General features: G+C 60.2%; 18 protein-coding genes and 1 pseudogene. 12 read left to right on the top strand and 7 right to left on the bottom strand.

Features of this window, described 5'->3' with window-relative positions; translation table 11 throughout:
• The first annotated feature begins 68 nt into the window (after positions 1–68).
• From GR303_RS07480 to GR303_RS07465, 4 genes are all read left to right on the top strand, one after another.
• Positions 69–464, top strand: a complete 396-nt coding sequence (locus GR303_RS07480) for a GtrA family protein (protein ID WP_161722557.1) — start codon at positions 69–71, stop codon at positions 462–464.
• Positions 461–1,795, top strand: a complete 1,335-nt coding sequence (locus GR303_RS07475) for an FAD-binding protein (RefSeq protein ID WP_161722558.1) — start codon at positions 461–463, stop codon at positions 1,793–1,795. Before GR303_RS07480 ends, GR303_RS07475 begins: the two co-directional genes overlap by 4 nt.
• Entirely contained in the window at positions 1,795–2,535 is a 741-nt protein-coding gene (locus GR303_RS07470) for an SDR family oxidoreductase (RefSeq protein WP_161722559.1), read from the top strand. The genes GR303_RS07475 and GR303_RS07470 overlap by 1 nt, the downstream gene beginning before the upstream one ends.
• Positions 2,536–2,667: 132 nt before the next feature.
• Positions 2,668–4,215 (top strand): hypothetical protein, encoded by a 1,548-nt coding sequence (locus GR303_RS07465; protein WP_161722560.1) that lies wholly within the window; start codon positions 2,668–2,670, stop codon positions 4,213–4,215.
• Between the two features lie 17 nt (positions 4,216–4,232).
• On the opposite strand, the gene GR303_RS07460 is transcribed toward GR303_RS07465, so the two are convergent.
• Complete coding sequence (locus GR303_RS07460; RefSeq protein ID WP_161722561.1) at positions 4,233–5,420, bottom strand: glycosyltransferase family 87 protein; 1,188 nt, start codon at positions 5,418–5,420, stop codon at positions 4,233–4,235.
• An 872-nt stretch (positions 5,421–6,292) separates the two neighbouring features.
• Between GR303_RS07460 and GR303_RS07455 the strand changes: the two genes are divergently transcribed.
• From GR303_RS07455 to GR303_RS07425, 7 genes are all read left to right on the top strand, one after another.
• A complete protein-coding gene (locus GR303_RS07455; protein WP_161722562.1) occupies positions 6,293–7,126 on the top strand; it encodes a hypothetical protein in 834 nt (277 codons plus the stop codon).
• Positions 7,127–7,776: 650 nt separating this feature from the next.
• Entirely contained in the window at positions 7,777–9,252 is a 1,476-nt protein-coding gene (locus tag GR303_RS07450) for a site-specific DNA-methyltransferase (RefSeq protein ID WP_161722563.1), read from the top strand.
• An 11-nt stretch (positions 9,253–9,263) separates the two neighbouring features.
• Positions 9,264–9,716: a DUF5681 domain-containing protein gene (locus tag GR303_RS07445; protein ID WP_161722564.1), complete on the top strand. Its 453-nt coding sequence runs from the start codon at positions 9,264–9,266 to the stop codon at positions 9,714–9,716.
• Positions 9,709–11,181: a phage terminase large subunit gene (terL, locus tag GR303_RS07440; protein ID WP_161722565.1), complete on the top strand. Its 1,473-nt coding sequence runs from the start codon at positions 9,709–9,711 to the stop codon at positions 11,179–11,181. Before GR303_RS07445 ends, terL begins: the two co-directional genes overlap by 8 nt.
• 351 nt (positions 11,182–11,532) lie before the next feature.
• Entirely contained in the window at positions 11,533–12,861 is a 1,329-nt protein-coding gene (locus GR303_RS07435; RefSeq protein ID WP_161722566.1) for an SIR2 family protein, read from the top strand.
• Positions 12,858–13,394, top strand: coding sequence for a hypothetical protein (locus GR303_RS07430; RefSeq protein ID WP_161722567.1), 537 nt, complete (start codon positions 12,858–12,860; stop codon positions 13,392–13,394). Before GR303_RS07435 ends, GR303_RS07430 begins: the two co-directional genes overlap by 4 nt.
• Positions 13,391–15,415: an AAA family ATPase gene (locus GR303_RS07425; protein WP_161722568.1), complete on the top strand. Its 2,025-nt coding sequence runs from the start codon at positions 13,391–13,393 to the stop codon at positions 15,413–15,415. Before GR303_RS07430 ends, GR303_RS07425 begins: the two co-directional genes overlap by 4 nt.
• A 230-nt stretch (positions 15,416–15,645) precedes the next feature.
• On the opposite strand, the gene GR303_RS07420 is transcribed toward GR303_RS07425, so the two are convergent.
• The 5 genes from GR303_RS07420 to GR303_RS07400 all read right to left on the bottom strand — a co-directional run bounded on the left by GR303_RS07420 (position 15,646) and on the right by GR303_RS07400 (position 19,982).
• Positions 15,646–16,065, bottom strand: a complete 420-nt coding sequence (locus GR303_RS07420; RefSeq protein ID WP_161722569.1) for a very short patch repair endonuclease — start codon at positions 16,063–16,065, stop codon at positions 15,646–15,648.
• Positions 16,066–16,067: 2 nt separating this feature from the next.
• The gene (locus GR303_RS07415; RefSeq protein ID WP_161722570.1) at positions 16,068–17,000 is read right to left on the bottom strand and encodes a DUF4928 family protein; all 933 of its coding nucleotides are present in this window, start codon (positions 16,998–17,000) and stop codon (positions 16,068–16,070) included.
• 256 nt (positions 17,001–17,256) lie between these two features.
• The gene (locus tag GR303_RS07410; protein ID WP_161722571.1) at positions 17,257–18,408 is read right to left on the bottom strand and encodes a DNA cytosine methyltransferase; all 1,152 of its coding nucleotides are present in this window, start codon (positions 18,406–18,408) and stop codon (positions 17,257–17,259) included.
• 313 nt (positions 18,409–18,721) lie between these two features.
• Complete coding sequence (locus tag GR303_RS07405; RefSeq protein WP_161722572.1) at positions 18,722–18,889, bottom strand: hypothetical protein; 168 nt, start codon at positions 18,887–18,889, stop codon at positions 18,722–18,724.
• Entirely contained in the window at positions 18,882–19,982 is a 1,101-nt protein-coding gene (locus tag GR303_RS07400; protein WP_161722573.1) for a hypothetical protein, read from the bottom strand. The genes GR303_RS07405 and GR303_RS07400 overlap by 8 nt, the downstream gene beginning before the upstream one ends.
• A gap of 468 nt (positions 19,983–20,450) precedes the next feature.
• Here GR303_RS07400 and GR303_RS07395 point away from each other — a divergent pair.
• Positions 20,451–21,256: pseudogene (locus GR303_RS07395) on the top strand (IS5 family transposase).
• Here GR303_RS07395 and GR303_RS07390 read toward each other — a convergent pair.
• Entirely contained in the window at positions 21,253–21,759 is a 507-nt protein-coding gene (locus GR303_RS07390) for a hypothetical protein (RefSeq protein ID WP_161722574.1), read from the bottom strand. The pseudogene GR303_RS07395 and the gene GR303_RS07390 overlap by 4 nt on opposite strands.
• Positions 21,760–21,846: the final 87 nt, after the last annotated feature.

The following is a 21,846-nucleotide window of genomic DNA, read 5'->3' as shown; positions in this document are numbered from 1 at the left end:
TGTATGCCGGAACGGCAGCTAGGCTTTGCCCAAAGCCCGCCCTACATTGCGTCCGGAGAGCTGAAGCAATGATGTTCGTCCGGTACGGGCTTTTCGCCGTCGTGGCCACGCTGGCCAATCTCGTGACGCAGGAGATCGTTATTCGGGCGGCTCCCGTGGCGGCCTTGCCGTTGTCCATTCTCATGGGAACGGTGGCGGGGTTCCTTCTCAAATACCTGCTCGACAAGAAGTGGGTCTTCGCAGACGACTACAGCGGTTACCGGGACGAGGTTCAGAAGATCTCGCTCTATGGTGCCTTCAGCATCCTCACGACCCTTATCTTCTGGGGCTTCGAGGTAGCCTTCTGGATGATCTGGGGCACAGATTTCGCGAAGTACTCCGGGGCGGTCATCGGCCTTGCCATAGGCTATGTCGCCAAGTTCATCCTCGACCGAACCTTCGTGTTCAAGGAGCGGCGTGCATGACCCCCCTCACCGGCTGGGGCCGTTATCCTCGCCATGCCTCCGAGCTGATCACGGCGGCATCGCCGGCCGACCTGCCCTCGCTTATGGCCTCGAATTCCGGCTTTGTGGCTCGGGGGAACGGCCGTTCCTATGGCGATGCCGCCATCGGTGAGCGGATCACGCTCTGCGCACGAGGCCTCAACCGCATCCGGGCCTTCGACAGGGCATCGGGCCGGGTGCGTGTGGAAGCGGGCGTCCTGCTGTCCGATCTTCTGGACGTCGTTGTTCCGAGAGGGTTCTTTCCACCCGTTGTGCCGGGAACGAAGTTCGTCACCATCGGCGGCATGATCGCGGCGGATGTCCATGGCAAGAACCATCACCGGGATGGCGGCTTCGGCGACCATGTTGAGGCATTCACGCTGGCCCTGCCTGATGGGCGCGTCGTTTCATGCTCCCGCGGCGAAAACCCCGAGCTGTTCACGGCCACGATTGGCGGCATGGGGTTGACCGGCACCATCATCGAGGCTGCCTTCACGCTCCGCCCCATCGAAACCGGCTGGATGCGCCAGACAATCCATGTGGCCTCGGACCTGGAGGAGGCCATGAAGGCGCTGCGGGATTCCAGTGCCTCAACCTATTCCGTCGCCTGGGTCGACTGCCTGGCGCGCGGAAAGGCGCTCGGGCGCTCCCTGATCTTTGCGGCCGAGCATGCGACCCTGCACGATCTGGATGCGCTTCGTCCAGGGACCCCCACCTTTCCTTCTGCAAAACTCGGGCGGCTGCTCATTCCGTTCGACCTCCCCTCCTTGACGCTCAACCGGCTGTCGGTCTCCGCCTTCAACGAATTGTACTTCCGCGCCGGAGCCGTGAAGGCGGACTACCCGCATCTCGTGCCGTGGGATCCCTACTTCTTTCCCCTGGACAGCATCGGCAATTGGAACCGGATCTACGGTCGGTGCGGCTTTCTCCAGCATCAATGTGTGGTTCCGACAGATCATGCGCCGGCCGTTCTGGCCGAGATCCTCGATCGCATTTCCCGGCGTGGCACACCCTCCTTCCTCGCGGTTCTGAAGCAGCTCGGCCCCGGCCACGGTGATCTTTCCTTTCCCCTCGAGGGTTTCACCCTCACCCTCGACCTGCCGGTGAGCGATTCCGCTTTCGCATTGCTCGACGACCTCGACCGATTGGTTGTCGAAGCCGGGGGACGGCTCTATCTCGCCAAGGATGCACGCCAGTCGCCCGCCACCTTCGAGGCCGGCTATCCCGGACTTGCCCGCTTCAAGGATGTCAGACAGGCGATCGGGGCGCCCGGCAAGATATCCTCTCATCTGTCAACGCGGCTCGGTATCTGATGACCACCAGAACACTTCTTCTGATCGGCGGCACCTCGGATATCGGGCGAGCGACAGCCTTACGGTATGCTCAGGAGGGCTGGCGCGTGATGCTGGCCGCCCGCAACGACGAGGAGGCGCAGCGGAATGGCGAGGATATTGCCGCCCGCACCGGAGCCGAGGTGACGGTCCACAGGCTCGACATCCTCGAAACGGAAAGCTTTACCTCCTTTCTCGACAAGCTGCCCCACCAGCCCGACACAGCGGTCTGCGTCGTGGGGGAGCTTGGCGACCAGGTGCGGGCGCAAAGCGACCCCGACCATGCCCGCCTCCTCCTGCGCACTAACTTCGAAGGGCCTGCGCTGCTTCTCGGCATTCTGGCCGAGCGGTTCCTTGAGCGGCGGTCGGGGGCGATCGTCGGCGTGAGTTCGGTTGCTGGAGATCGAGGGCGCGCCTCGAACTATCTCTACGGAGCGGCCAAGGCTGGCTTTACGGCCTTCCTGTCAGGCCTCCGCAATCGCCTGGCTCCGGAGGGCATCCGGGTCGTGACGGTCAAGCCGGGCTTTGTGCGCACACAAATGACCGCTGGCATGAAGCTCCCACCGCTGCTGACGGCCGAGCCGCAGGAAGTGGGAGCTGCCATCTATGAGGCTGCGGAGAGGGGCAGAGGCGACGTGATCTACGTTCGCCGTCTCTGGCGGCCCGTGATGATGGCGATCCGCTTCATTCCGGAGCCCCTCTTCAAGCGTTTGAAACTCTGATCGGGACCTGTGGTGGCCGATGGCGATGCGAGGCTGGAAGGAACCGGTCGACCTCTTCAGTGTTGGCGCTGGGGATGGAACTCGACAATGAGGATGCCAACTGAGAGCCGGGCCTCCGTAGCAGGGTTGGTCATGGCTATAGCCATGGCCTGCGCGCTACTGCTCGCTCTCCCGGGCGAAACCGTCACGACCAAATACCTCAACGATCTGTTCATTTTCCTGGACGGCGTTCACCGCATCAGCGCGGGTCAAGTTCCAAACCGAGACTTCCACACCGCTCTTGGGCCGCTGGTCTATTATGCGCCGGCCGCCGGGTACTGGCTTTCAGGCAGCTTCGGCGCTGCGATGCCGGTGGGCGTGGCCCTCGTCATCGCAGCTCTCGCCCCGGTCGCCGCTCACATCCTCAGTTCGCGCCTCAGGCCGGCGATTGCAATTCCCCTTGCTGCTTTCCTGTTCCTGATCGCGGCCGTTCCGATCAATCCAGGCGAGGGCATAGAGGCCCTCTCCTTCGCCATGTTCTACAACCGCATCGGCTGGGTTGCACTCGGCTTCCTGCTGATGATGTACGTGCGGCCGGCACGGCAGAGCCCGTATCAGATCCTGCTCGATGCGGGCTCTGCCGCATTCCTTGTGATCCTGATGCTGTATATGAAGATCAGCTATGGGATCGTCGGAGCAGGCTTCCTGGTCCTGATGCTGCTCGATCCCCGCCAATGGAAGTGGGCGGCGACAGCCATCGCTTCCGTGCTTGCCATAGGGCTGATGATTGAAGCCGTCTGGGGCGGAACGGCTGGGCATCTCAAGGATCTGCTCCTCGCCGGAGGCGTCAGCGGCAAGGTGTCCTCGATCGAGGCCCTGGCCGGAACGCTCCTCAGGAGTCTTGCCGACTTCGCGCTGTTCACCCTCTTCTCGGCTCTTCTGCTCTGGCGCACGCGGAGCATTCGCGACTTTCTTTTCCTGGCGTTCTGCGCGGGCGCAGGCTTCATGCTCATCATCCAGAACTATCAGAGCTGGGGAATTTTCAGCCTCCCCGTTGGAGCCGCCGCGGCTGCGGAACTCATGGCTCGCACCGGCGAAACGACCAGCGAGAGGCATCGACGCCTCCTCACCGTTGGGGTGCAGCTCGCTCTGCTTGCTTTCCTGCTGCCGGCCGCCATTCACAATGCCGCAGCCCTCGGCCTTCATGCCAGGCTTGCCAGTACGAACCAGGGACAGCCCGTGCCTTTGCCGAACTTCAAGGGCATCCGGCTCGTGCAGCTGCGGAGTGAGAGGGATTTCCAACTCTTCAACCGCTATCTTGCGAGCCTGGAAGATGGCGCACGAGCTATCGAAGGCCTCGAACTCGGGAACAGCAGGGTTGTCGTTCTCGATTTCGTAAGCCCATTTTCCGCAGGCTTGGGTCTTCATCCTCCGCAAGGAGACAGCACCTGGTACCATTGGGGCCGTACGGTCAACGAAGAGAACTACCTTCCCGCCGACGAACTTTTCCGCACGGCGCATGTGGTCATGGATCCGAAATGGCCGATCGAGGTCTCAACGGCGGAGGGGCTTCGCAGGCTCTACTCCGATTACGTCGAGGAGCATTTCGATCTTGCGCAGGAGACAGCGGACTGGAAGGTCTATGTGCGCAGAACACCCTCCAGCCAACAGGGTGAACCGGGAGTTCCATCCAGCCTTTGAGGAGGCATGAGGACGGCTCACGCTGCAGGAGGCGATTTCCGGATCCTCGAGAGAAGGCTGCTCCGACCGCTCGCCTCGTTTTCCGTTTCATCCTGCCTATTCTGACGCCACTCGACGGCAATGAGATCGGCAAGGCACAGCACCAGCGCCCACGCATAAACGGAGCCGATTGTGAACTGAATCCAGGTCGTCTTGGTGAACTGGTCGATGACGAAGGGCACGGGAATGATGAGCAGGAGCGCAACCACACGAATGGCGGGCCGATGCCAATGGGTCAGGAGAACGGGGAGCAGGAACAGGGTATAGTGAACCCATCCGAGAGGCGACGCGAGGAGCGCTGCGAGAAGTGCCATGCCACTGACGGAGACGACATTGGGACGTCGCCAATAGGCCCACGCGGCAAGGCCCGCCAGGAGCCCAAGTCCCAGGAAAATTCCCAGAGCCGGAACGCCCGCTCGTGCGGCCAGCCCTGCAAAGGATGCATTCGTAAGAAAGAAGGCCCGCTCGCGGTCGGACACGACGAGTTCGAGCCATTGGTGATAGATCTCCGGTCCATAGACCGCGAGAGGCACGGCGCTGATCACGGCGGCCGTGCCCGCGGCCGCGAGAGCCACGGGACGGTGGCCGGACAGGAACAGAAGCGCCGGCCAGACCAGGAAATTCGGTTTGATCGCAACAACGAACCCGATAAGGACGCCAGCCCACAAGCTCTCTTCTCGCTCGAGCAGAAGCCAGGCCAGTACCGTTGCGAAGACAAGGGGCAGGTAGATCTGGCCGAGGAGGAGCGTGTCCCAGAACCCGGCCAGAGCAAAAGCCCATACGGCGATGACCGGCGCCTGCGGCCCCTGGAAGCGGCGTAGCAACAGAAGAACCGCCGCTCCATAGAACAGGATGGATATCCACCGCCAGACCCGGAGCACCGCACGCGGATCGGCCACGTCGAAGAGCTGGAATATCAAGGCCGAGATCGGAGGATTGAGGTTCGGGTTCCACGATTCGAAGCCCGGCAGCTGAACATGAAGGGTCAGCGGATAGACGCCGTACGGGTTCGACCCCGCGCGGGCGGCCCGACCGGATTCGACGAAGGAGCCGAAATCCCACAAGCCGCCATCCGCCATCCGGGGGAGCCCAGCGCGAATTGCGAGAATGGACAGAACGACCAGCGCTATGCCTGAAATCCACCGCGCCGCAGCGGCTAGCCTCATGGCTGCTCCTTGGATGGATCGGCGAAGACACGCTGGTTATAGTGCGGCGCTTCTCCGAACCTAGGAGCCGAGACCCATCTCGCCTTCGCGGCGAAGCTCCCAGTGCACGACCGCAGAAGCGCGTGAGTTGAGGTGGACGGGCATCCAAGCCCACACCTGAGCCGGCCTGTCTACTCTAAGCTATTGGTCGTCAGGGAAGAATTGGTGGTTGCACAAGGACCTGAGCCTCGGACCCGCTGATTACGGGCGACTGCGAACGTGGTACTTTCAAGGCCGATTTCGGCAAATTTCCTTTTCGTTCCCGCATTGACGGGAAAGGGAAATTCCTTGTTCCGACTATTACGCACAGGCCAGCTACCGCCCTACACCTGAGCAACTCCGCTTCCGAGATCAGCATCGGGAGCGAACCGTCGATGCGCCGAGCAAGGTGCGATTGCCGTTAAGGCAGCCTTGTTGACGCTCGCCATGTTCCTGGGTTCCTCACTGATGTATACGGTCAAAACCGAGACAGTCGACGGCGACACCATCGACGTCGGGTCGAGCGTATTCGCATCTTCGACATCGACGCCCCTGAGTGCTTCCGCTCGCGCTGTGAGGCGGAGCCGAGGCTTGCCCTCCCCTGACAGGAAGGCAGCAAAGCCAAGGAGGGCTGGCTGCAGGCATTGTGCGGACTCTGATCCGTCTTTTAGCTACTTGCTATGTAATTCTATTCGGCACATTGAAGTTTACTTATTCCCCTCGATAATGACTTGGGATAGCAAGTAAATCACGGTCCAGATCTGAGATGTTTGTCTTCAGGAGTGGAACTTATTTCCACATGGCTGCGTCTTTTCGCAGGAGCCCCGAAGGGGTACCTCCGAAGGAGCAGAGCAATGGATGCGCATGGACATTTGGTCAGCCTCGGCCGTGGGGCTTCGGTGATTGGCGCGGCAGTTCTCCTGGTTACATTTCTGGCCCCGGATCCGGCCCTATCCCGCGACCTCGGCGTTGGCGTCAGTATCGGCGGAGAAGGAGGCATCTCGGCCGGAGTCGGGGCTGGTCTCGGCGGTGAGCGCGGCACCGGAGCCGGTGTTGGCGCAAATATTGGCGGCGACAGAGGCGTGTCCGCAGGAGGCGGCGCCAGCATTGGTGGATCGAACGGCGTTTCGGCCGGCGCAGGGGCAAGTATCGGAGGTTCTCACGGCACCAATGCTGGCGCGGGCGCCAATGTCGGCGGCGCCTCAGGTGTCAGTGCCGGTCTCGGCGCGAGCGTGGGTGGATCTTCGGGGGTGAATGCCGGTGCGGGTGTGAATGTCGGCGGCTCCGACGGCGTCGGAGCCGGAGGCGGTGCAAGCATTGGCGGCTCGAGGGGCGTCAATGCCGGACTTGGGGCGAACGTCGGCGGCTCGAACGGTGTTGAGGTTGGCATCGGTGTGGGGATCGGCAGTGGCGGAACCAGACCCCCTGGTGGCGGGGTCGTCGGGGGCGGGACAGCCAACCCGTCGCGTCCTGGCGTTAGCAACCCGCCTGCCACAGGCGGCCTCAATCCCAACCGGCCAAGCAATCCACCCGAGGCCGAGCGCCTCCGGGCGGAAATCCGCAACATGTCCGAGGATGAACGCCTGAAGCTGCGGCGCAGCTGCGCCATGGTGTCTGCCGCGCCGGAAAGCTACGATGCCGACATGCAGGCCCTATGCCGCCTCATGAGCCGTATGTCCGCGCTTTAACGGCAGGGTACAAGGCAAGAAATATCGGCGCGGTGTTTCCAATACCGCGCCGATTCGGTCTGCGAGGGCGCTACGAGCACGCGTTCTGAACGCTCTTCATTCGCTCCTCGGAAGGTACATCAGAAAGGCTCGTCGTATACTTTGGCGAGCGCTTCTCGAACTCTGTCTTCTGCCGCACGTCCAGACGCCACCATTGCTTGGATTGAAATCAAGATTGCGCTTGTGGCAGCTATAAGGTTGCCAGGCTCTAGCGAAACCTGCCGCAACTTCACCAAGCTCTTGGAGAATTTGGTGGTGCAGGCAGTCGGGTACGAACCGGTCTCCCCTGCCCTTTTCACTGCTTTGAGGGAAATCTGCAGGGAAAATCGAATCCTATCCCTCATGAGCCATGAGGTCCTGACGACCGCCGTGCGATTAGCCATGGATACTCTCTTTGTAAAAAGTCACTTTCTTTCCAATAGCTTGACCAAAGTTCATCGCTGGCTTATCTCTTGAATCGTTCAGCGGCAGTTTCCCTCGGGAGCAATTCGCGGACAGCCCTCGGTTCATGTCGAACCGAACCACTTCTCGAGATCGACTGATCTCATGGTGATCGTTGTCGAAGCGTCTCGGCAGCGGGGTTGGCCTCTATTGTTCAAAGGAACGTCGCCATGCGCGAACCAACCGCTAATTCTGTCTCGGCCCTGAACTCAGGGGCCGCCGCTTACCCTGCCAGCCACAAGGTGAAGGCTCTCTACCGTGACCTGAAGCTCGCGGTCGAGTATGTGCCGATCGAAAGCGTCAAAGCCTACAAGCACGCGCTGCGTACCCATTCTCTGGCTCACATCGAGCAACTCGCAGCCTCCATCCAGGCCTTTGGCTTCGTGCAGCCAATCCTGATTGATGCTGACGGCGAGATAGTCGGCGGGCACGGAATCTTCGAGGCTGCCCGCAAGGCTGGCTACAGCTCCGTCCCGGTGGTGCGCCTCACCCACCTTGATGAAGCCCAGAAGCGCACTCTGCGCATCGCCCTCAACCGCCTGGCGGAACAGTCCGGCTGGAACCAGGAACTCCTGGCGCTTGAGTTCAAGGAGCTGCTTGAGCTTGATCTCACGCTTGATCTGGACTTCGATCTCACCATTACGGGCTTTGCCTCGCCTGAGATCGATCAGCTCATCGAGCGCCAGGAGCAGGCCCCTGATCGCGACCCTGATGATCGTCTGCCTGGCGACATCACTGAGACTCCCGTGTCGCAGCTTGGTGACCTCTGGCTTCTTGGTGAGCATCGCCTGATCTGCGGCGATGCCCGGGATGAAGCTACCTATGTCAAACTTCTGGGAGATGAGCAGGCTGCCATGGGCATCCATGATGCTCCCTATGACGTGCCGATCTCCGGCCATGTGGCTAAGCCGGGCCGGCATAAAGAGTTTGTCATGGGCGCGGGCGAGCTGGGCGAGGCCTTCACCCCCTTCCTGAGCGCTTTCCTGCAGGCAAGCTCCGCCTTCCTCATCCCGGGTGGGTACCAGTTCTGCTTCATGGACTGGCGCCATATGAGTGAGATGCTGTCAGCCGGACAGGCGGCCGGCCTGGAGCTGAAGAACCTTTGCATCTGGAACAAAGGCTCTGGCGCCATGGGTTCACTCTATCGCTCCCAGCACGAAATGGTTTTTGTCTTCAAGGACCCGAAGAAGCCCGGGGCCAACCACGTGCAGCTGGGCAAGTTCGGACGCAACCGGACCAACGTGTGGGATTATCCAGGTGCTGCAAGCCTGCGCAAGGAGCTGGAACTGCACCCCACTCCGAAGAATGTGCGGATGATTGCCGATGCCATCCGGGATGTGACCAGCCGCAATGACATCGTGCTCGATGCCTTCTCCGGCTCGGGCACAACCATCATCGCCTGTGCCAAGGTCGGACGGCGTGGCTATGCCGTGGAACTCGATCCGCACTACGTCGATGTAGGTGTCCGTCGCTGGGAGCAGTGGTCCGGTGAGCTCGCCCGCCATGCTGAGACCGGGCTGACCTTTGCCGAAATGGCTGAGCTGCGCACGTCATCACCTGATCGGCAGATCGGCCCTGAGCAGGGCTCGCAGAGCGATGCCGCTCAGGCGGTCAGGATCCGGCAGCGCTCATCGCGTGCGGCGTGAGGTGATGTGCCATGGCTACGAAGAAAACCACGAGTGCTCCGGCCGCCTATGAGGTTGGCCGGGGCAAGCCACCGCGTTCCAGCCAGTTCAAGCCGGGTCAGTCCGGCAACCCAGGCGGCCGCAAGAAGGGCAGCGTCAATCTCAAGACCATCATGACAGCTGTGCTGGAGAGCGAGATTGAGCTCACTGAGAATGGCCGCAAGCGCAGGGTGCCGCTTCTTGAGGCTATCATCCTGCGTCAGGCTCAGGATGCCCTGCGCGGGCAGCTGCGGGCGATTGACAGCCTGCTTGACCGCTACGAACGGCATGCTGGTCATGAGGTCAAGCGCCCGGACGAGTTGCCGGAGGAGGATCTTGTTCTCCTGGAGCGGGTGCTCGGTCCATCCCGGCGGCACGACGCATCAAACGTGATCCGACGCTCAGACAATGACGGCCTCGCTGAGGAGGGCCAGGATCATGACTGACCGTGCACGCCTCCTGCGGGCTCTGCTGCGGCAGGATTTGTCCGCCTTCAGCCACAAGGTCTTTGCGACGCTGGAGCCCGGGACACCCTACCAGCACAACTGGCACATTGAGCACCTGTGCTGGCAGCTGACCCGGGTCGCCCGGGGCGAGTTGCGCCGGCTGATCATCAACGTCCCGCCCCGTTCGATGAAGTCGATCACCGTCTCGGTCGGCTTCACCGCCTGGGTGCTGGGCCGGGATCCAACCCGGCGGATCATCTGTGCCTCCTATGCGGACGATCTTGCCCGCAAACTCTCGGTCGACACCCGCACCGTGATCGACAGCCCCTGGTACCGGGAGCTCTTCCCGCAGATGCAGCTCGCCTCCAAACGTCCGCGCAACACCGAGCTGGTCACGACTCAGCAGGGCTACCGCTATGCCGCCGGCATAAGCGGCTCGATCCTGGGCCGCGGCGCGGATCTCATCGTCATTGATGATCCGATCAAGGCGACTGATGCTCTGTCCGAGAAGGAGCGCCGGCGGGTGAACGAGGCCTTCGACAACACCCTCTACACGCGTCTGAACGACAAGCGTACAGGTGCGATCGTGATCATCATGCAGCGCCTGCACCAGGATGATCTGGTCGGGCATGTGCTGGCCAAAGGCGACTGGGAAGTCGTCTCGATCCCGGCGATCGAAACGGAGGAGCGGGCCTATCAGCTCAGTGATGACCCGGATGATGTATATCTCAGGCGCGCCGGCGAGGTGCTGCATGCCGCTCGTGAGCCGCGGGAGATCCTGGAGCAGATGCGCCGCTCGCAAGGGTCGCTGACCTTCTCGGCTCAGTACCAGCAGGCGCCGGTGCCGCCGGAGGGGAACATCGTCAAACGCGAATGGCTGCGCAGCTATGCGGTGCAGCCCTCTTCCTTCGATATGGTGATCGCCAGCTGGGATACCGCGTCCACCCTGTCGGAGACCTCGGATTACTCGGTAGGCACCGTCTGGGGTGCCAAGGGGCTCGACTTCTATCTGTTGGATCTGGTGCGGGGTCGTTTCGAGGTGCCGGAGCTCCGGCGGAAGGTGCTGCGCCTGTCCCAGACCTGGAAGGTCGATCAGACGATCATCGAGGATACGGACATCGGCCGGGCGATCACACAGGATCTGCGCCGGTCGGGGGAGTGGAGGGCTATCCTGCGCAAGCCGCGCTTTGACAAGGAAGCGCGCTTCCTCGCTCAGTCTGCCCGGTTCGAGTCAGGACAGGTGCACGTGCCGCAGGATGCGCCCTGGTTGGCCGTCTGGATGGACGAGCTGCTCGCCTTCCCGAATGGCCGCCATGATGACCAGGTGGATTCAACCAGCCAAGCACTCGATTACCTCACCGCCCGCACCCATCCGCTGCATGCCTCTGACACACCGCGTGAGCGGCCAAAGACTGTGCATCGCCCAGCCGGGTTCAAACGACCTGCTGAACTCGAAGGGAGATAGCTCTAACAACCTGCTTCAAAAATGTTGGATCAGTGCTGCAACTAGGCGCGTCACCCTTCTGTAACCATAGCGATATCATGACTTTCATGATGGGAGAGAGAAAAAATCCGGTAACATATCTTATGGAACTTAAGTTATTGAAATAGTTAAAAAACATACGTTTACTTGCTGGGCGGGCAATCACATGACTTCGATCGTCAGCGTACAATCTTAAGATTGCGACAGTCATCCTGCTAACGGATGTACAGCTTTGTCTAAAGATGTGTTGCACAAAACAACGCCAAGTAGATAGAAAGATGCTCCTTTCAATCTTGCCTGGTAACAAAATATCTATTTGGGGGCTCTTGGTTCATGAAAGGGATTGAGTTCGAAGAGGGCATAGAAATTGCTCTCGACTCCCTGCTGAACAACCGCTTGGCCGTCCTCTGTGGCGCAGGCCTATCCATGGCCCCACCGAGCGCACTGCCGAGTGCGGCAGCGCTCGCCGCTCAGGCCAAACAGGCCTACGATGCGAAGTATGGCGGCATCAGGGAGCCTCTCCCGGCGGGGATCGAAGAGCAGGCTGAGTTCTTCTTCAAAAGGAAGGAGCTTGCAACGGTCTACCTGCGATCTCTGATCGACCCGAACGCGTTTGCCGGGCGTCCGAACCCTGGCCACCATGCTGTCGCCGATCTGCTGCTCGTGCGCGGCATCCAAGCCGCGGTCACGACGAATGTCGACTGTATGGTCGAGACGGCCGGGCAACTCCTCTTTGGCCAGATCGGCATGGGCATGGACGGCCACCAGCTCGCGAAGCTCCCGGCCGGCACGGCCCCTTACCTGAAAATCCACGGCTGCCGAACGCAAGACCTGGACAACACCGTGTGGGCTCCTGGGCAACTGACCATCGAACCGGTGGCAGGGCGCATCGCGTCGAGCGAGGAATGGCTCAGAATCAACCTTCTCGACCGCGACCTTGTCATCGTCGGCTATTGGTCCGACTGGTCCTACCTCAATGGCATTCTGGAGCGGACGCTCGGAGCGGTGCGTCCCTCACGCGTCATTGTGGTCGATCCGGCAGACAACGCCACCTTCGAGACGAAGGCCCCTGCCCTCTACGCGCTCGGCCAACGGGCGACGTCCGAGTTCCACCACGTTGCCGCATCCGGATCGGACTTCCTCGACAGGCTGCGCTTAGAGTTCTCGAAGTCGTTCGTGCGCCGCGTGCTGTGGTCGGGCAAGGAGGCCTATGCCGAGACGACAGGTAACGCTCCCGACGATGACTGGCTAACGGCACCGGAGATCGACAACGACGCGCTGTGGCTCGCCCGGCGCGATTTGGAGGGCCGCAGGCCAGGGAAGCCTGCCTGTGACCGTGATCCTCCTCAGGAGGCCTTGCTTGGCCTGACCCTCATCCAATTGAGGGCTGGTGGCGCGACACCCGACGGTTCATACTGGTCGATGGACGGGCGCCGCATCCGTGTCCTGCGTACGCCGAACCAAGCGCTCCATCGCGTGAAAGCCGAGTTTGAGCGCGAAACGGCACCGGCAGTCGCGCCCGACATCGTTATCGCCGTCGGTTCGGAGACCCAAGCCCTGCCATCCGACATCGTGCGGGACGGAACGACGCCGACTATCATTCGGAGCAGTCCGAGCCGTTGGCTTACCCGCTCCGAAGCCGTCGAGGAGTTGAAGCTGTGATTGACATCATTGAAGCAAGCGCGGAAATCCTTGGCGAAAACGGCTTCGCCACAGCCCGGAGCGCATCCGAGGACACGCCGTTCCTGACTTTCGAGAACGGAACCATCCTCGGGTTCCTGTTCGCCTATGACGATCCCGCCAGATTGGCGGCTTCCTGGGAGAACGACGCCGACCGCGCTGTGGCGACACACCAGTTAGGCCTGCGCCGCGCGGGTCAGAAAGCGTGGAATGCCTACACGGTACTGCTGGCCCGCCAGGAGGCCAGCTTCGCCCAATCTACTGTTCTCGGGACCATTGAGGAGAGCCTAGTCGGGACCCGAAAGATCGCCCGCGCTGGGATCACCGACACGTCCGACCTGAGGGCGGCTCTTCTGCCGTTGCTCCCTTTGCAGGCAGCTCCCAAGCTCGACGCCGTTGATATGGTCGAGGAGATCCGCCTGCGCACGACCGAGCTGCCGCCGCGGGCCCTAGAGGCGTTCTTCTCGGGTGCAGACGAAACTGCGATCATGCAGGTGCTGGAGGAAGCGCCATGAGACTTGCCTATGTAGACGTGTGCGGTTTCCGCGGGTACCGTAAGCCAGTCCGGATCGAGTTTGCTGAGAGCTTCACCATTATCGATGGTCGCAACGGTGTGGGAAAAAGCACCGTCTTCGACGCGATCGAGTTCGCCCTGACCGGAACCCTGAGCAAATACAAAGATGCCAAAGCGTCCGGTCAAACCGTCGCCGACTATATTTGGTGGACCGGCAAGGGTCCTGTACCAGAGGACCGATATGTGGACGTCGGCTTCGATGTCGGAGGTAAGATCGCCAGTATCCGCCGGACCCAGTTCGGAGAGCCGGACCAGCAGCAGCTGGCGATCGTGTCCGGGCAGCTCTGTGACAGCGAGCTGGCCCCACCCGCACCCCTGGAGCAGCTTTGCTCAGCCTCCATCATTCGTGACGAACACATTGCAGGGCTCAGTCTCGACCTGAAGGAAACGGAACGTTACGCGCTCCTACGTGATGCCCTGGGTGCTAACGATGCCGACGAGTGGATCGCCAAGGCCCACCAGCTCCTGGCTGCCGCGAAGCGTCGGACCAGCGCCGCCCAGGAAGCGGTCAACGCAGCCAACAGCGCGGTTTCTCAAGCAGCACGACGTATTGATGAAGTGCGGGCGAACATCGTCGCGGACGAAGTCATGTTCGAGGCCATCCGCCGTCTAAGGGCCTTCACGGACACGCAGGCTTCGCCGGATCGGCTCATGGGACCCGTGCGTGATCGCATCGCGTCCCTGAATGCACAGGCAGACGCGTTGGAAAGTCTGGCGAAACGCTGGAGTGAAGCTGCCCACGCGCGCGTACGCCTCGCGGAACTTGAAGCCATCGAGGAACAAGCTAGAAGTGAGCGGGATGCGGCAAAGGCTGCATTGGAGAACCTTATCGCTGAAGGCGCAGGTGCTGTACCCTCCTCCGCACTTGCATCGGAAGTGCGCCATCTGATCCAGCTGATTTCCCTTGGCCGCACTATTGGCTTGAAGGACGGATGTTGCCCCCTTTGCGCCAAGGGCCAGTCGCACGCCGAGTTTAATGAGGGCATGGCAATTGCAGAAGCGATAGCGGCGCGTTTGGACGAGGCTGCCGCTCGCGAGGAGCAGCGAGAACAAGCAGTGAAGGCTGCGGACGCTCGGCTCGCCAGCGCCGAGCGTGCTGTGGCTACGAGCAAAGCGGCGTCCGAGCAAATTCGCGCGTTCATGCAATCCTTTGATCATGATCGGAACATGCTTGGAATTCCCGATACCATTGGGCTCGATGAGCTTGTGGGACGCCAGGCAGAGATCAGAAGTTCAGTTAGCGCCGCGCGTCAGGATCTGAGGATCCTGGAAACGCTCCGTCTCAACGGCGAGCTGGAACGCGCCCAACATGCCGAGGTAGAGGCTAAGGCGTTGCTGGCCCGGGAGCAGGAAAAGTTCGGACGCGCTCGTAGAGCGGAGGTGAATGCCTCCGCCATCCACGATGCGGCGCGCCGGGCCGCCAGCGAAACGCTTGACCGACGGCTGGACCGGGTCCTTCCGCTGATGTCTGAACTCTATCGCCGTCTACGCCCGCACCCAGTCTGGCGTGATATCGAGTATTCGATTCGGGGCGACGTGAAGCGTTTCCTGAAGTTGCAGGTAGGCGAGAACCTGAATCCTCAGTTTCTCTTCTCGAGCGGGCAACGGCGGGCTACGGGCTTGGCCTTTCTTCTGTCGGTGAACGCGTCGCTAGCCTGGAGCCGATGGCGCTCGATCCTTCTCGACGATCCTGTACAGCACGTCGATGACTTCAGGACCGTCCACTTGGCTGAAGTGGCGGCCCAGCTTGTGACCGAAGGTCGGCAGATCGTCTGCGCTGTGGAGGATGCTGCTTTGGCAGACCTACTTTGCCGCCGGCTTCCAGTTCAGCGCTCAGGCCAGGCGAAGCGGGTTACCTTGGGGCCTGATAGTGATGGCGCATTGTGCAAACTGCGCGAAAGGGATTTGTCGCCGATGATATCGAGGGCCCTCGTGACCGGCAGTCAATCACGGGTTGGCTAGAGACCATGAAGTACGTGTCCTGTGCGCTGACGACTAATCTGACATTGTTCCTTCTGACGCGTTCGCTCGAAAACGGTCATCTATGAAGGGCCAAATCCGGCCAGATTAGATGCGGCGAATTTTCTAGAGAGCTGCACCACTCAAAATCTTGCCTCAAATCAAGTTGCTCATTTCGTGCTACAAACGGGTTCTGAGCGACTTTAGTTATGTGCGTGTGGGACGACGAAAGTCTAAAGCCGACGTGTACAGCGGCGAGGCAAACCTAAGAATTGGGCTATCGCTGACCTCAACTCTTCCTGTTGGCTCACAGCTGTTTGGCACTCCCATATTGTTAGCACTTCCCATCCGGCCTCTCTCAAAGCCTTTTCATTTCTACGGTCTCGATCGCGGTTTTTTTGCACTTTGGCGCGCCAGTATTCTGCATTCGCCTTCGGCTGGCGCGCTCCCCGCTTGCAATGATGGCCGTGCCAGAAGCACCCGTTCACCAATATGACTTTCCGCCGTTGGGGAAAAACGAGGTCTGGCTTCCCAGGCAGGTCTTTGGCGTGGAGCCTGTATCGATAGCCCATCCCATGAACGAGCTGACGGACCACGAGCTCAGGCGTCGTGTCCTTTGATTTGACAGCGCGCATGACGGCGCTGCGATCCATCGCTATCCCTCGAATTCAATGCGCAGGCTCGGGTCGCTCTCGCACTCTGAGACGATCTTGTTGTAGCGCTCGATTAAGCTCCGAACAGTGTCAGGGCGGGAATTCCGATCAAAGGCGCTCCACTCGTAGATGTTCGTTGCCATAAACTGTTCGATCTCTACGACGTCGATCCTGTCCTCAAGGCCGATTTGTTTGGCGAGAGCCTTCGCGCCGCCCACGCCATCGTCTGTCGTGATGATGAGAGGTCGAAGACCTGTTCCCAGGTTGTTCTGACACTTTCGAATGAGGGCCTCGCCTGGGGCTGTGGTCACATGGATGGCGACATCGCCGATCAGAAAGTCGCCCGACCGATTTGATGGCGCGTCGGCGACCGAAAACCCATGGTGCTCGAGCTTGCCGTCGGCGATCCTGTCAAGCTTCGCGCCAACAAGGTGCTGCATAACGGCCCCAGCATACATCGTTCCCCTGACCTCGCGTTGCCGCTCGACAGCTTGTCGCAGAAGATCGCGAACGCACGCGCGCAGGGACTTCACAGGGTCGAGTTTGAACGTGAACGGTTGAGAATCGAAGTAAAGCTGGGCTTGTTCAACCCAGTAACTTTCAGCAGCTTCAAGGTCGAGACTGCCGGCTGCGTGAAGTTCATTCAGCAGCGCGATGTAAGCCTCCATGCGCTCCATGTTGCCGCGGCTCGTCCGTCCTCCCTCACTCGAGAGGATTCGTTCGACTCCATGATCTCTCAATATGCGAGCGACAGCAGAGCCGCCAAGGCCTGCGACCTGGCCTCCACTGGGGGTTATGAACTGCGACCGATTCAAAGGGAAATCCTTGAACCTCGCGTTTCTCGTCAGAATCAGGACGAGCGACAGCGACCCTTTTGAGAGGCCGATGTGCTGTTTATTGAACTCGGCGAGTTGCGTCGCCTGATCCTGGCTCATAAACGTCCTCTCGCCGCACCATGCGGGTTCTCTTTGAGCGAAATAAAGGCAACATGTCCGCTGGGCATGGTCACCGGGGAGCTGTCGGGATGGCGCTGAGCCGCCCTCTTCCATTTCGCGAGAGAGCCGACGCCCTCCCTATCATTCTGGAGGCACCTGGTGGGGCCCTGAACCTCACGGGTTGTAGCGGAGAGCCAACCGGGCGCCGGTTCGACTGCGCTGCGCAACAGGCTGCATTGATCAAAATCCTTCTCGCTCATGCAGCTTGCGAAACCTCTCGAACGCCAGCCAAGATCGGCTCGATCAAATGTTTTGCAAGGTGACGCACCACAGGCACCGCCACGCCGTCGCCGGTTAAATGGTAGGCTTCATTGTAGTTCGGCGGCAGCTTGTATTTGTCATCCAATCCCATAAGACGGGCGGTCTCTCGCGGAGAGATCAGGCGGGTGCGCACGTTTTCGCCATCAACTATGATGATAAGCTGACGACTGGATCCTCCCGCCGGAGTTCGCAAACAGCCGGACACATCATCAAAACGGACCTCCGCTCTTTGGACCTTCATGCCACTCGCGTTCGGTCGAGTCCGCTTGTAGATCCCTCCCACCATGCGACGGCCAGCCCTTTTAGCCTGCTCAACTTTAGCGAGGTTAATCGAGCTCATCATTGCGAGAAGAGCATTCGTTTGCTCGGGCGTATGCCAGCGGACCCCATTAGGATGCTCCTCAATCACATCCGCAAAATCCGTCTTTCGGGCGGACGGAGCGGGAAGACGCCACCAAATCCACTCTCGCTGCAATTCTGGGCTGAGCTTGTTATAGGCGGTCTGGAGGGCTCGGGTGTGCCACAGCGACGAAGGCTTTCCCGATTGCACTCGCTCCGGGACACTCACGTCGCTGCGAACCCCAATGACGAAAAGCCGAGGGCGAGACTGGGGAACAAATAGCGCAGCGTCGATGACGACGGCGCCGAACCGATACCCGGCCGCTCGATACGTGGAGCAAATCGCCCCGAAATCCTTTCCTTGGTGTGAGGTTAGCGTCCCGCAGACGTTCTCAAGAGCAATGACCGCCGGACCCCGCCCTTCAGCGATCAAGCCGTTCATGAGGTCCCAAAACGGATAGAAAGTTCCCGATCGCTCTCCCTTCAGCCCAGCTCCAGCGCCAGCTAAGGATAGATCCTGACAGGGAAAGGAGGCCCACGCCAGATCGGCCTCGCCCGGGAGATCCGCCGTCGTGAGGGCGCGGATGTCGCCAGTCACGAGCTCTTCGCCGCCCCAGTTAGCTTGGTACGTCTGACTCTTTTTGGCATCAAAATCATTGGCAAACAGGCAGCGCCATGTTTTCCCAAGGCCGGCCCTGGCCATGCCCCCGCCGGCGAAGAACTCGTAGAAGGTACGCTGATGAGCCATGTCGAAAGTCGCTGTTTCGGATCAGGTTTCGGCTATCGTATAGCAGAGCTCAAGGGAAAACAAAAACAGAACGTGAACGGTTCCGCCTAGACCATAATGATCCACAAGAAGGTTGTCTGAGATCCACGACGGAAGTGCTTAAGAGCGGCGTTCCATGAGAGAAAGCCTCTTAGGCCGCCTTCGATCAGACTGGTGGCCTTCCTGAGGCATCATTCAGGATCTTCGCCCCCGCTCTACAGGTCCTGAAGACTGGGGCCGTTGCAAGTCGACCCAGATGGGTGAGGCTGCCCAACCATAGACACCTCTAGGGCAGTCAATCGAACTGCCAATAGTATTTCTCCTCAGGCTCTCCGAGCGGATCATGGAGCTCATCAGCGTCCGGGTTAGGGAATAACCTGTTCTCCGCCAATTGCTTTTCAATTCCATCGGGTTCAATGCTGGCGGCGAGGCTGTCTAGCTCGGCTTGGACCCATTCAACCATGCGCCGATAAGCGCTTGCCAGGCCTCTGCTCGGCGACTGGCCAGCTGTCATCCAGCCACGCCTGCAGACGCGCGATCTCGCGATGGATCTCGATGACATGGTCGATGAACGGACCCCGGTCCGCTTCGCGTTTAACGCGAGCCTTCGCGAGCTCTCTCCTGCGGCAATACTCTTTCCACTTGCGCTCTCGTTCCTCGCGCCAATCCCGCTCAGCTTTGCGCGCGGCGATAAGAACCTCGAAGCCGTGCACAATGGAGGGAACGAGAACCTCAATTGTCTGGGTTTTACCGTCCGCCCATTTGCGCCGGACGCCGTCATTGTAGCCCTCAATCTGAAGAAATAGCCGCCCTGTCCGGAGAATGTCTTTCTCGGGCCAAGCCTTTCCCTGGAATGATGAGTCCCATGAAATCTCACCGCGCCAGTATCGCTCCCGCCGCTTCTGCCGCCTTGCCTCCTCAGCCAGTTCAGCCTCAGTTGGCTCGTGCGGCACAGTCCGGGTCACCTCATTGAGAGTGAACTCTACCTTTTCGGGTCTGTTTATGATTCTCATCTGATTGCCACTTGGGGCAACCTGCAGACCCTTTTCAGCAAGAGCACACGCAAGAGCGTCAAGGATTGTGATCGTTCTCTCTATCGCCTGAATGCCCACTTCAACGCCGCATAGCCCTTCGCCGAAAGCCCTGGCCACCTCACCATCCTGTGCAGAGCGGCTGCGCAACGTTTTGGCAGTCAGGCGGATGGCCGGGTGAAGATCGCCTGTGGCTTTTGGTGGAGGTGACTCGACGAGTGGAATAAAAACCTTGCGCTCCGCTTTGTGGCGTACAACGAGCTCCCTGACAGGCTCTGGGAGCTGAGCGAGATTACCGTTGATCTCAATGCGATCAAGCTGGGGATCGTCAACCTCCACAAACAGCGCCTGTTTGACCTTCTGCCTGGCCTCGACCTTTGCCCAATACCCTCGGGGCGGAGTAGGCACGCGGTGCCGGTCACAGATCTTGGCTAAGCCGACATCGGAGATCTGAAACTCAGCCGCCAGTTTGGTCATTGGCTTGCTCCAGACGAGATCATACAAAGCGCGGCGTGTCAGTTGCATGGCGAAAGCGCCCCAGGGCCCTCAAATTATCTGCTTACGGCTCGCATTCTGAGCATATCCAACGGCGGATATTGGACAATTTCAACAGATGACGTCCGCTCGATGTCATATTCATAAGCGATCGAACCAGGGCTGCTCGCGCACATATCAAGGCGCTCCATCATTCTAAACTACGGCCTGGGCCATCATGCCCTCGGCATGTGGAGCAGCATTCTAGGCCAAGCTGCCGCAGGTTAGATCCAGCCTGACAAAGGCAACCTAGGGCCTTCTGTTTTAGATTGCTAAGTGGGTTTTAGTTCGCAGCATAGGCCGAGCGACCAGCCCTTTATCGTCAGCCGACCAGGATAGAGCCGAGAAACGCTCGTGAAACAGATAGGATGCTTATTTTTTGGTTCTTGTCAAAAGTCAGCTGCTCCGCCACTAGAGGCTGTTATGGACCTGGAGTGAGATTGTTGCCGTTGTGACGGGATGACCGCTGCTCGCAAACCTTACCCTTCCGATGTCTCCGGTGAGGAATGGGCACTGGTGGCGCCCTACTTGACCCTTTTGCCCGAAGAGGCTGGCCAGCGGGAGCACTCTCTGCGCGAGGTATTCAACGGTCTGCGCTACATCATCAAGACCGGAGCACCCTGGCGCTGGATGCCAAATGATCTGCCACCTTGGGCGGCGGTCTACCGGCAGGCCCAACGCTGGCTGCGGGCCGGTTGCTTCGAGGAGTTGGCGCATGATCTTCGCGCCGTGCTACGCTTGGCCGCTGGGCGCCCCGAGGAGCCCTTGGCGGCAGCGCTCGACAACAGCACCCTGCGCTCCACGCCCGAGAGCGGGGCCCGGGCAGGCTATGATGGTGCCAAGTGCAAGAAGGGCTCAAAGCAGCACATCGCGGTGGACACGCTCGGTCACCTTCTGGCCGCCCATGTGACGCCTGCCACGACCGACGACCGGGCCGAAGTTGGGAAACTGGCCCAAGCCGTGCAGGTAGCCACCGACGAGAACATTGATCTGGCGTATGTGGACCAAGGCTATACGGGCGAGAAAGCTGCGGCCGCAGCGCGGGAGCATGGTATCGAGCTGGAGGTGGTCAAGCTGGCCGAGGCCAAGCGCGGTTTCGTGTTGCTGCCGCGCCACTGGGTGGCCGAGCGGACCTTCGCGTGGCCACGCGCTTTCGCCGTCTAGTGCGGGACTACGAGCGCTTACCTCAGACCCTTGCCGACCTGCATCTGGTTGCCTTGGCCAGCCTCATGCTCACGCAGGCCGCGAGATACGCCGCCACTTAATCCAGATTGCTCGCAAAGCACTTTTTCGAAAAGGCGTGGATAGCAGTCCCTGTCGTGCGTGCGGCCATAAACGTACCCGTTTCCATCGTCATCACACTCACCTTTCCAGATTGAGCCTCCTCAAATGCGCTGGCCAGCGAGGAGAGGTCGACACGCGATAATGGCGGGGAGATCAGAGTATCGATCAGACCCATATCGGTAATCTGAAGGAAGGTCTCCAACTTCCGGCGAATGTCACCGATAAAGATCGTTGCTTTGTCGCCAACTCCTTCGCGGATGCTCTCGCGGGGCCCTGGAAGCTGTGCCTTCATTGCGAGGCGGATTTGGTCTGGCGATGAACAAATCAGGGATAATGATCCAGTTTTCCAAACTATGGACTTGGACGCCAATTCGAGAGCGTCGGGCACTTCGTTGGTTCCCTCATGAAAATCGCTCCATCTTACAAATGCCAGTCTAGGATCGCTATCCAGTGACAAACATATGCCCCAAGCAATGGCGAGCATTGATCCTGTGAGCGCAATCGATCTGCCTAAGGTCATTCCTTGTCTGACTTCATCTTGTCGTATGATGGTTGACCAGCATTGGCCCTG

Source organism: Microvirga arsenatis (genome assembly GCF_009910705.1).
GTDB classification, from domain to species: Bacteria; Pseudomonadota; Alphaproteobacteria; order Rhizobiales; family Beijerinckiaceae; genus Microvirga; species Microvirga arsenatis.
This window is presented reverse-complemented; position numbering and strand designations above follow the sequence as displayed.

What these genes read in the sequence shown, in the direction of transcription:
- GR303_RS07480 (WP_161722557.1), top strand. Translation starts at nt 69, where the DNA reads ATGATGTTCGTCCGGTACGGGCTTTTCGCCGTCGTGGCCACGCTGGCC.
- GR303_RS07475 (WP_161722558.1), top strand. Translation starts at nt 461, where the DNA reads ATGACCCCCCTCACCGGCTGGGGCCGTTATCCTCGCCATGCCTCCGAG.
- GR303_RS07470 (WP_161722559.1), top strand. Translation starts at nt 1,795, where the DNA reads ATGACCACCAGAACACTTCTTCTGATCGGCGGCACCTCGGATATCGGG.
- GR303_RS07465 (WP_161722560.1), top strand. Translation starts at nt 2,668, where the DNA reads ATGGCTATAGCCATGGCCTGCGCGCTACTGCTCGCTCTCCCGGGCGAA.
- GR303_RS07460 (WP_161722561.1), bottom strand. Translation starts at nt 5,420, where the DNA reads ATGAGGCTAGCCGCTGCGGCGCGGTGGATTTCAGGCATAGCGCTGGTC.
- GR303_RS07455 (WP_161722562.1), top strand. Translation starts at nt 6,293, where the DNA reads ATGGATGCGCATGGACATTTGGTCAGCCTCGGCCGTGGGGCTTCGGTG.
- GR303_RS07450 (WP_161722563.1), top strand. Translation starts at nt 7,777, where the DNA reads ATGCGCGAACCAACCGCTAATTCTGTCTCGGCCCTGAACTCAGGGGCC.
- GR303_RS07445 (WP_161722564.1), top strand. Translation starts at nt 9,264, where the DNA reads ATGGCTACGAAGAAAACCACGAGTGCTCCGGCCGCCTATGAGGTTGGC.
- terL (WP_161722565.1), top strand. Translation starts at nt 9,709, where the DNA reads ATGACTGACCGTGCACGCCTCCTGCGGGCTCTGCTGCGGCAGGATTTG.
- GR303_RS07435 (WP_161722566.1), top strand. Translation starts at nt 11,533, where the DNA reads ATGAAAGGGATTGAGTTCGAAGAGGGCATAGAAATTGCTCTCGACTCC.
- GR303_RS07425 (WP_161722568.1), top strand. Translation starts at nt 13,391, where the DNA reads ATGAGACTTGCCTATGTAGACGTGTGCGGTTTCCGCGGGTACCGTAAG.
- GR303_RS07420 (WP_161722569.1), bottom strand. Translation starts at nt 16,065, where the DNA reads ATGGATCGCAGCGCCGTCATGCGCGCTGTCAAATCAAAGGACACGACG.
- GR303_RS07415 (WP_161722570.1), bottom strand. Translation starts at nt 17,000, where the DNA reads ATGAGCCAGGATCAGGCGACGCAACTCGCCGAGTTCAATAAACAGCAC.
- GR303_RS07410 (WP_161722571.1), bottom strand. Translation starts at nt 18,408, where the DNA reads ATGGCTCATCAGCGTACCTTCTACGAGTTCTTCGCCGGCGGGGGCATG.
- GR303_RS07405 (WP_161722572.1), bottom strand. Translation starts at nt 18,889, where the DNA reads ATGGTTGAATGGGTCCAAGCCGAGCTAGACAGCCTCGCCGCCAGCATT.
- GR303_RS07400 (WP_161722573.1), bottom strand. Translation starts at nt 19,982, where the DNA reads ATGCAACTGACACGCCGCGCTTTGTATGATCTCGTCTGGAGCAAGCCA.
- GR303_RS07390 (WP_161722574.1), bottom strand. Translation starts at nt 21,759, where the DNA reads ATGCTCGCCATTGCTTGGGGCATATGTTTGTCACTGGATAGCGATCCT.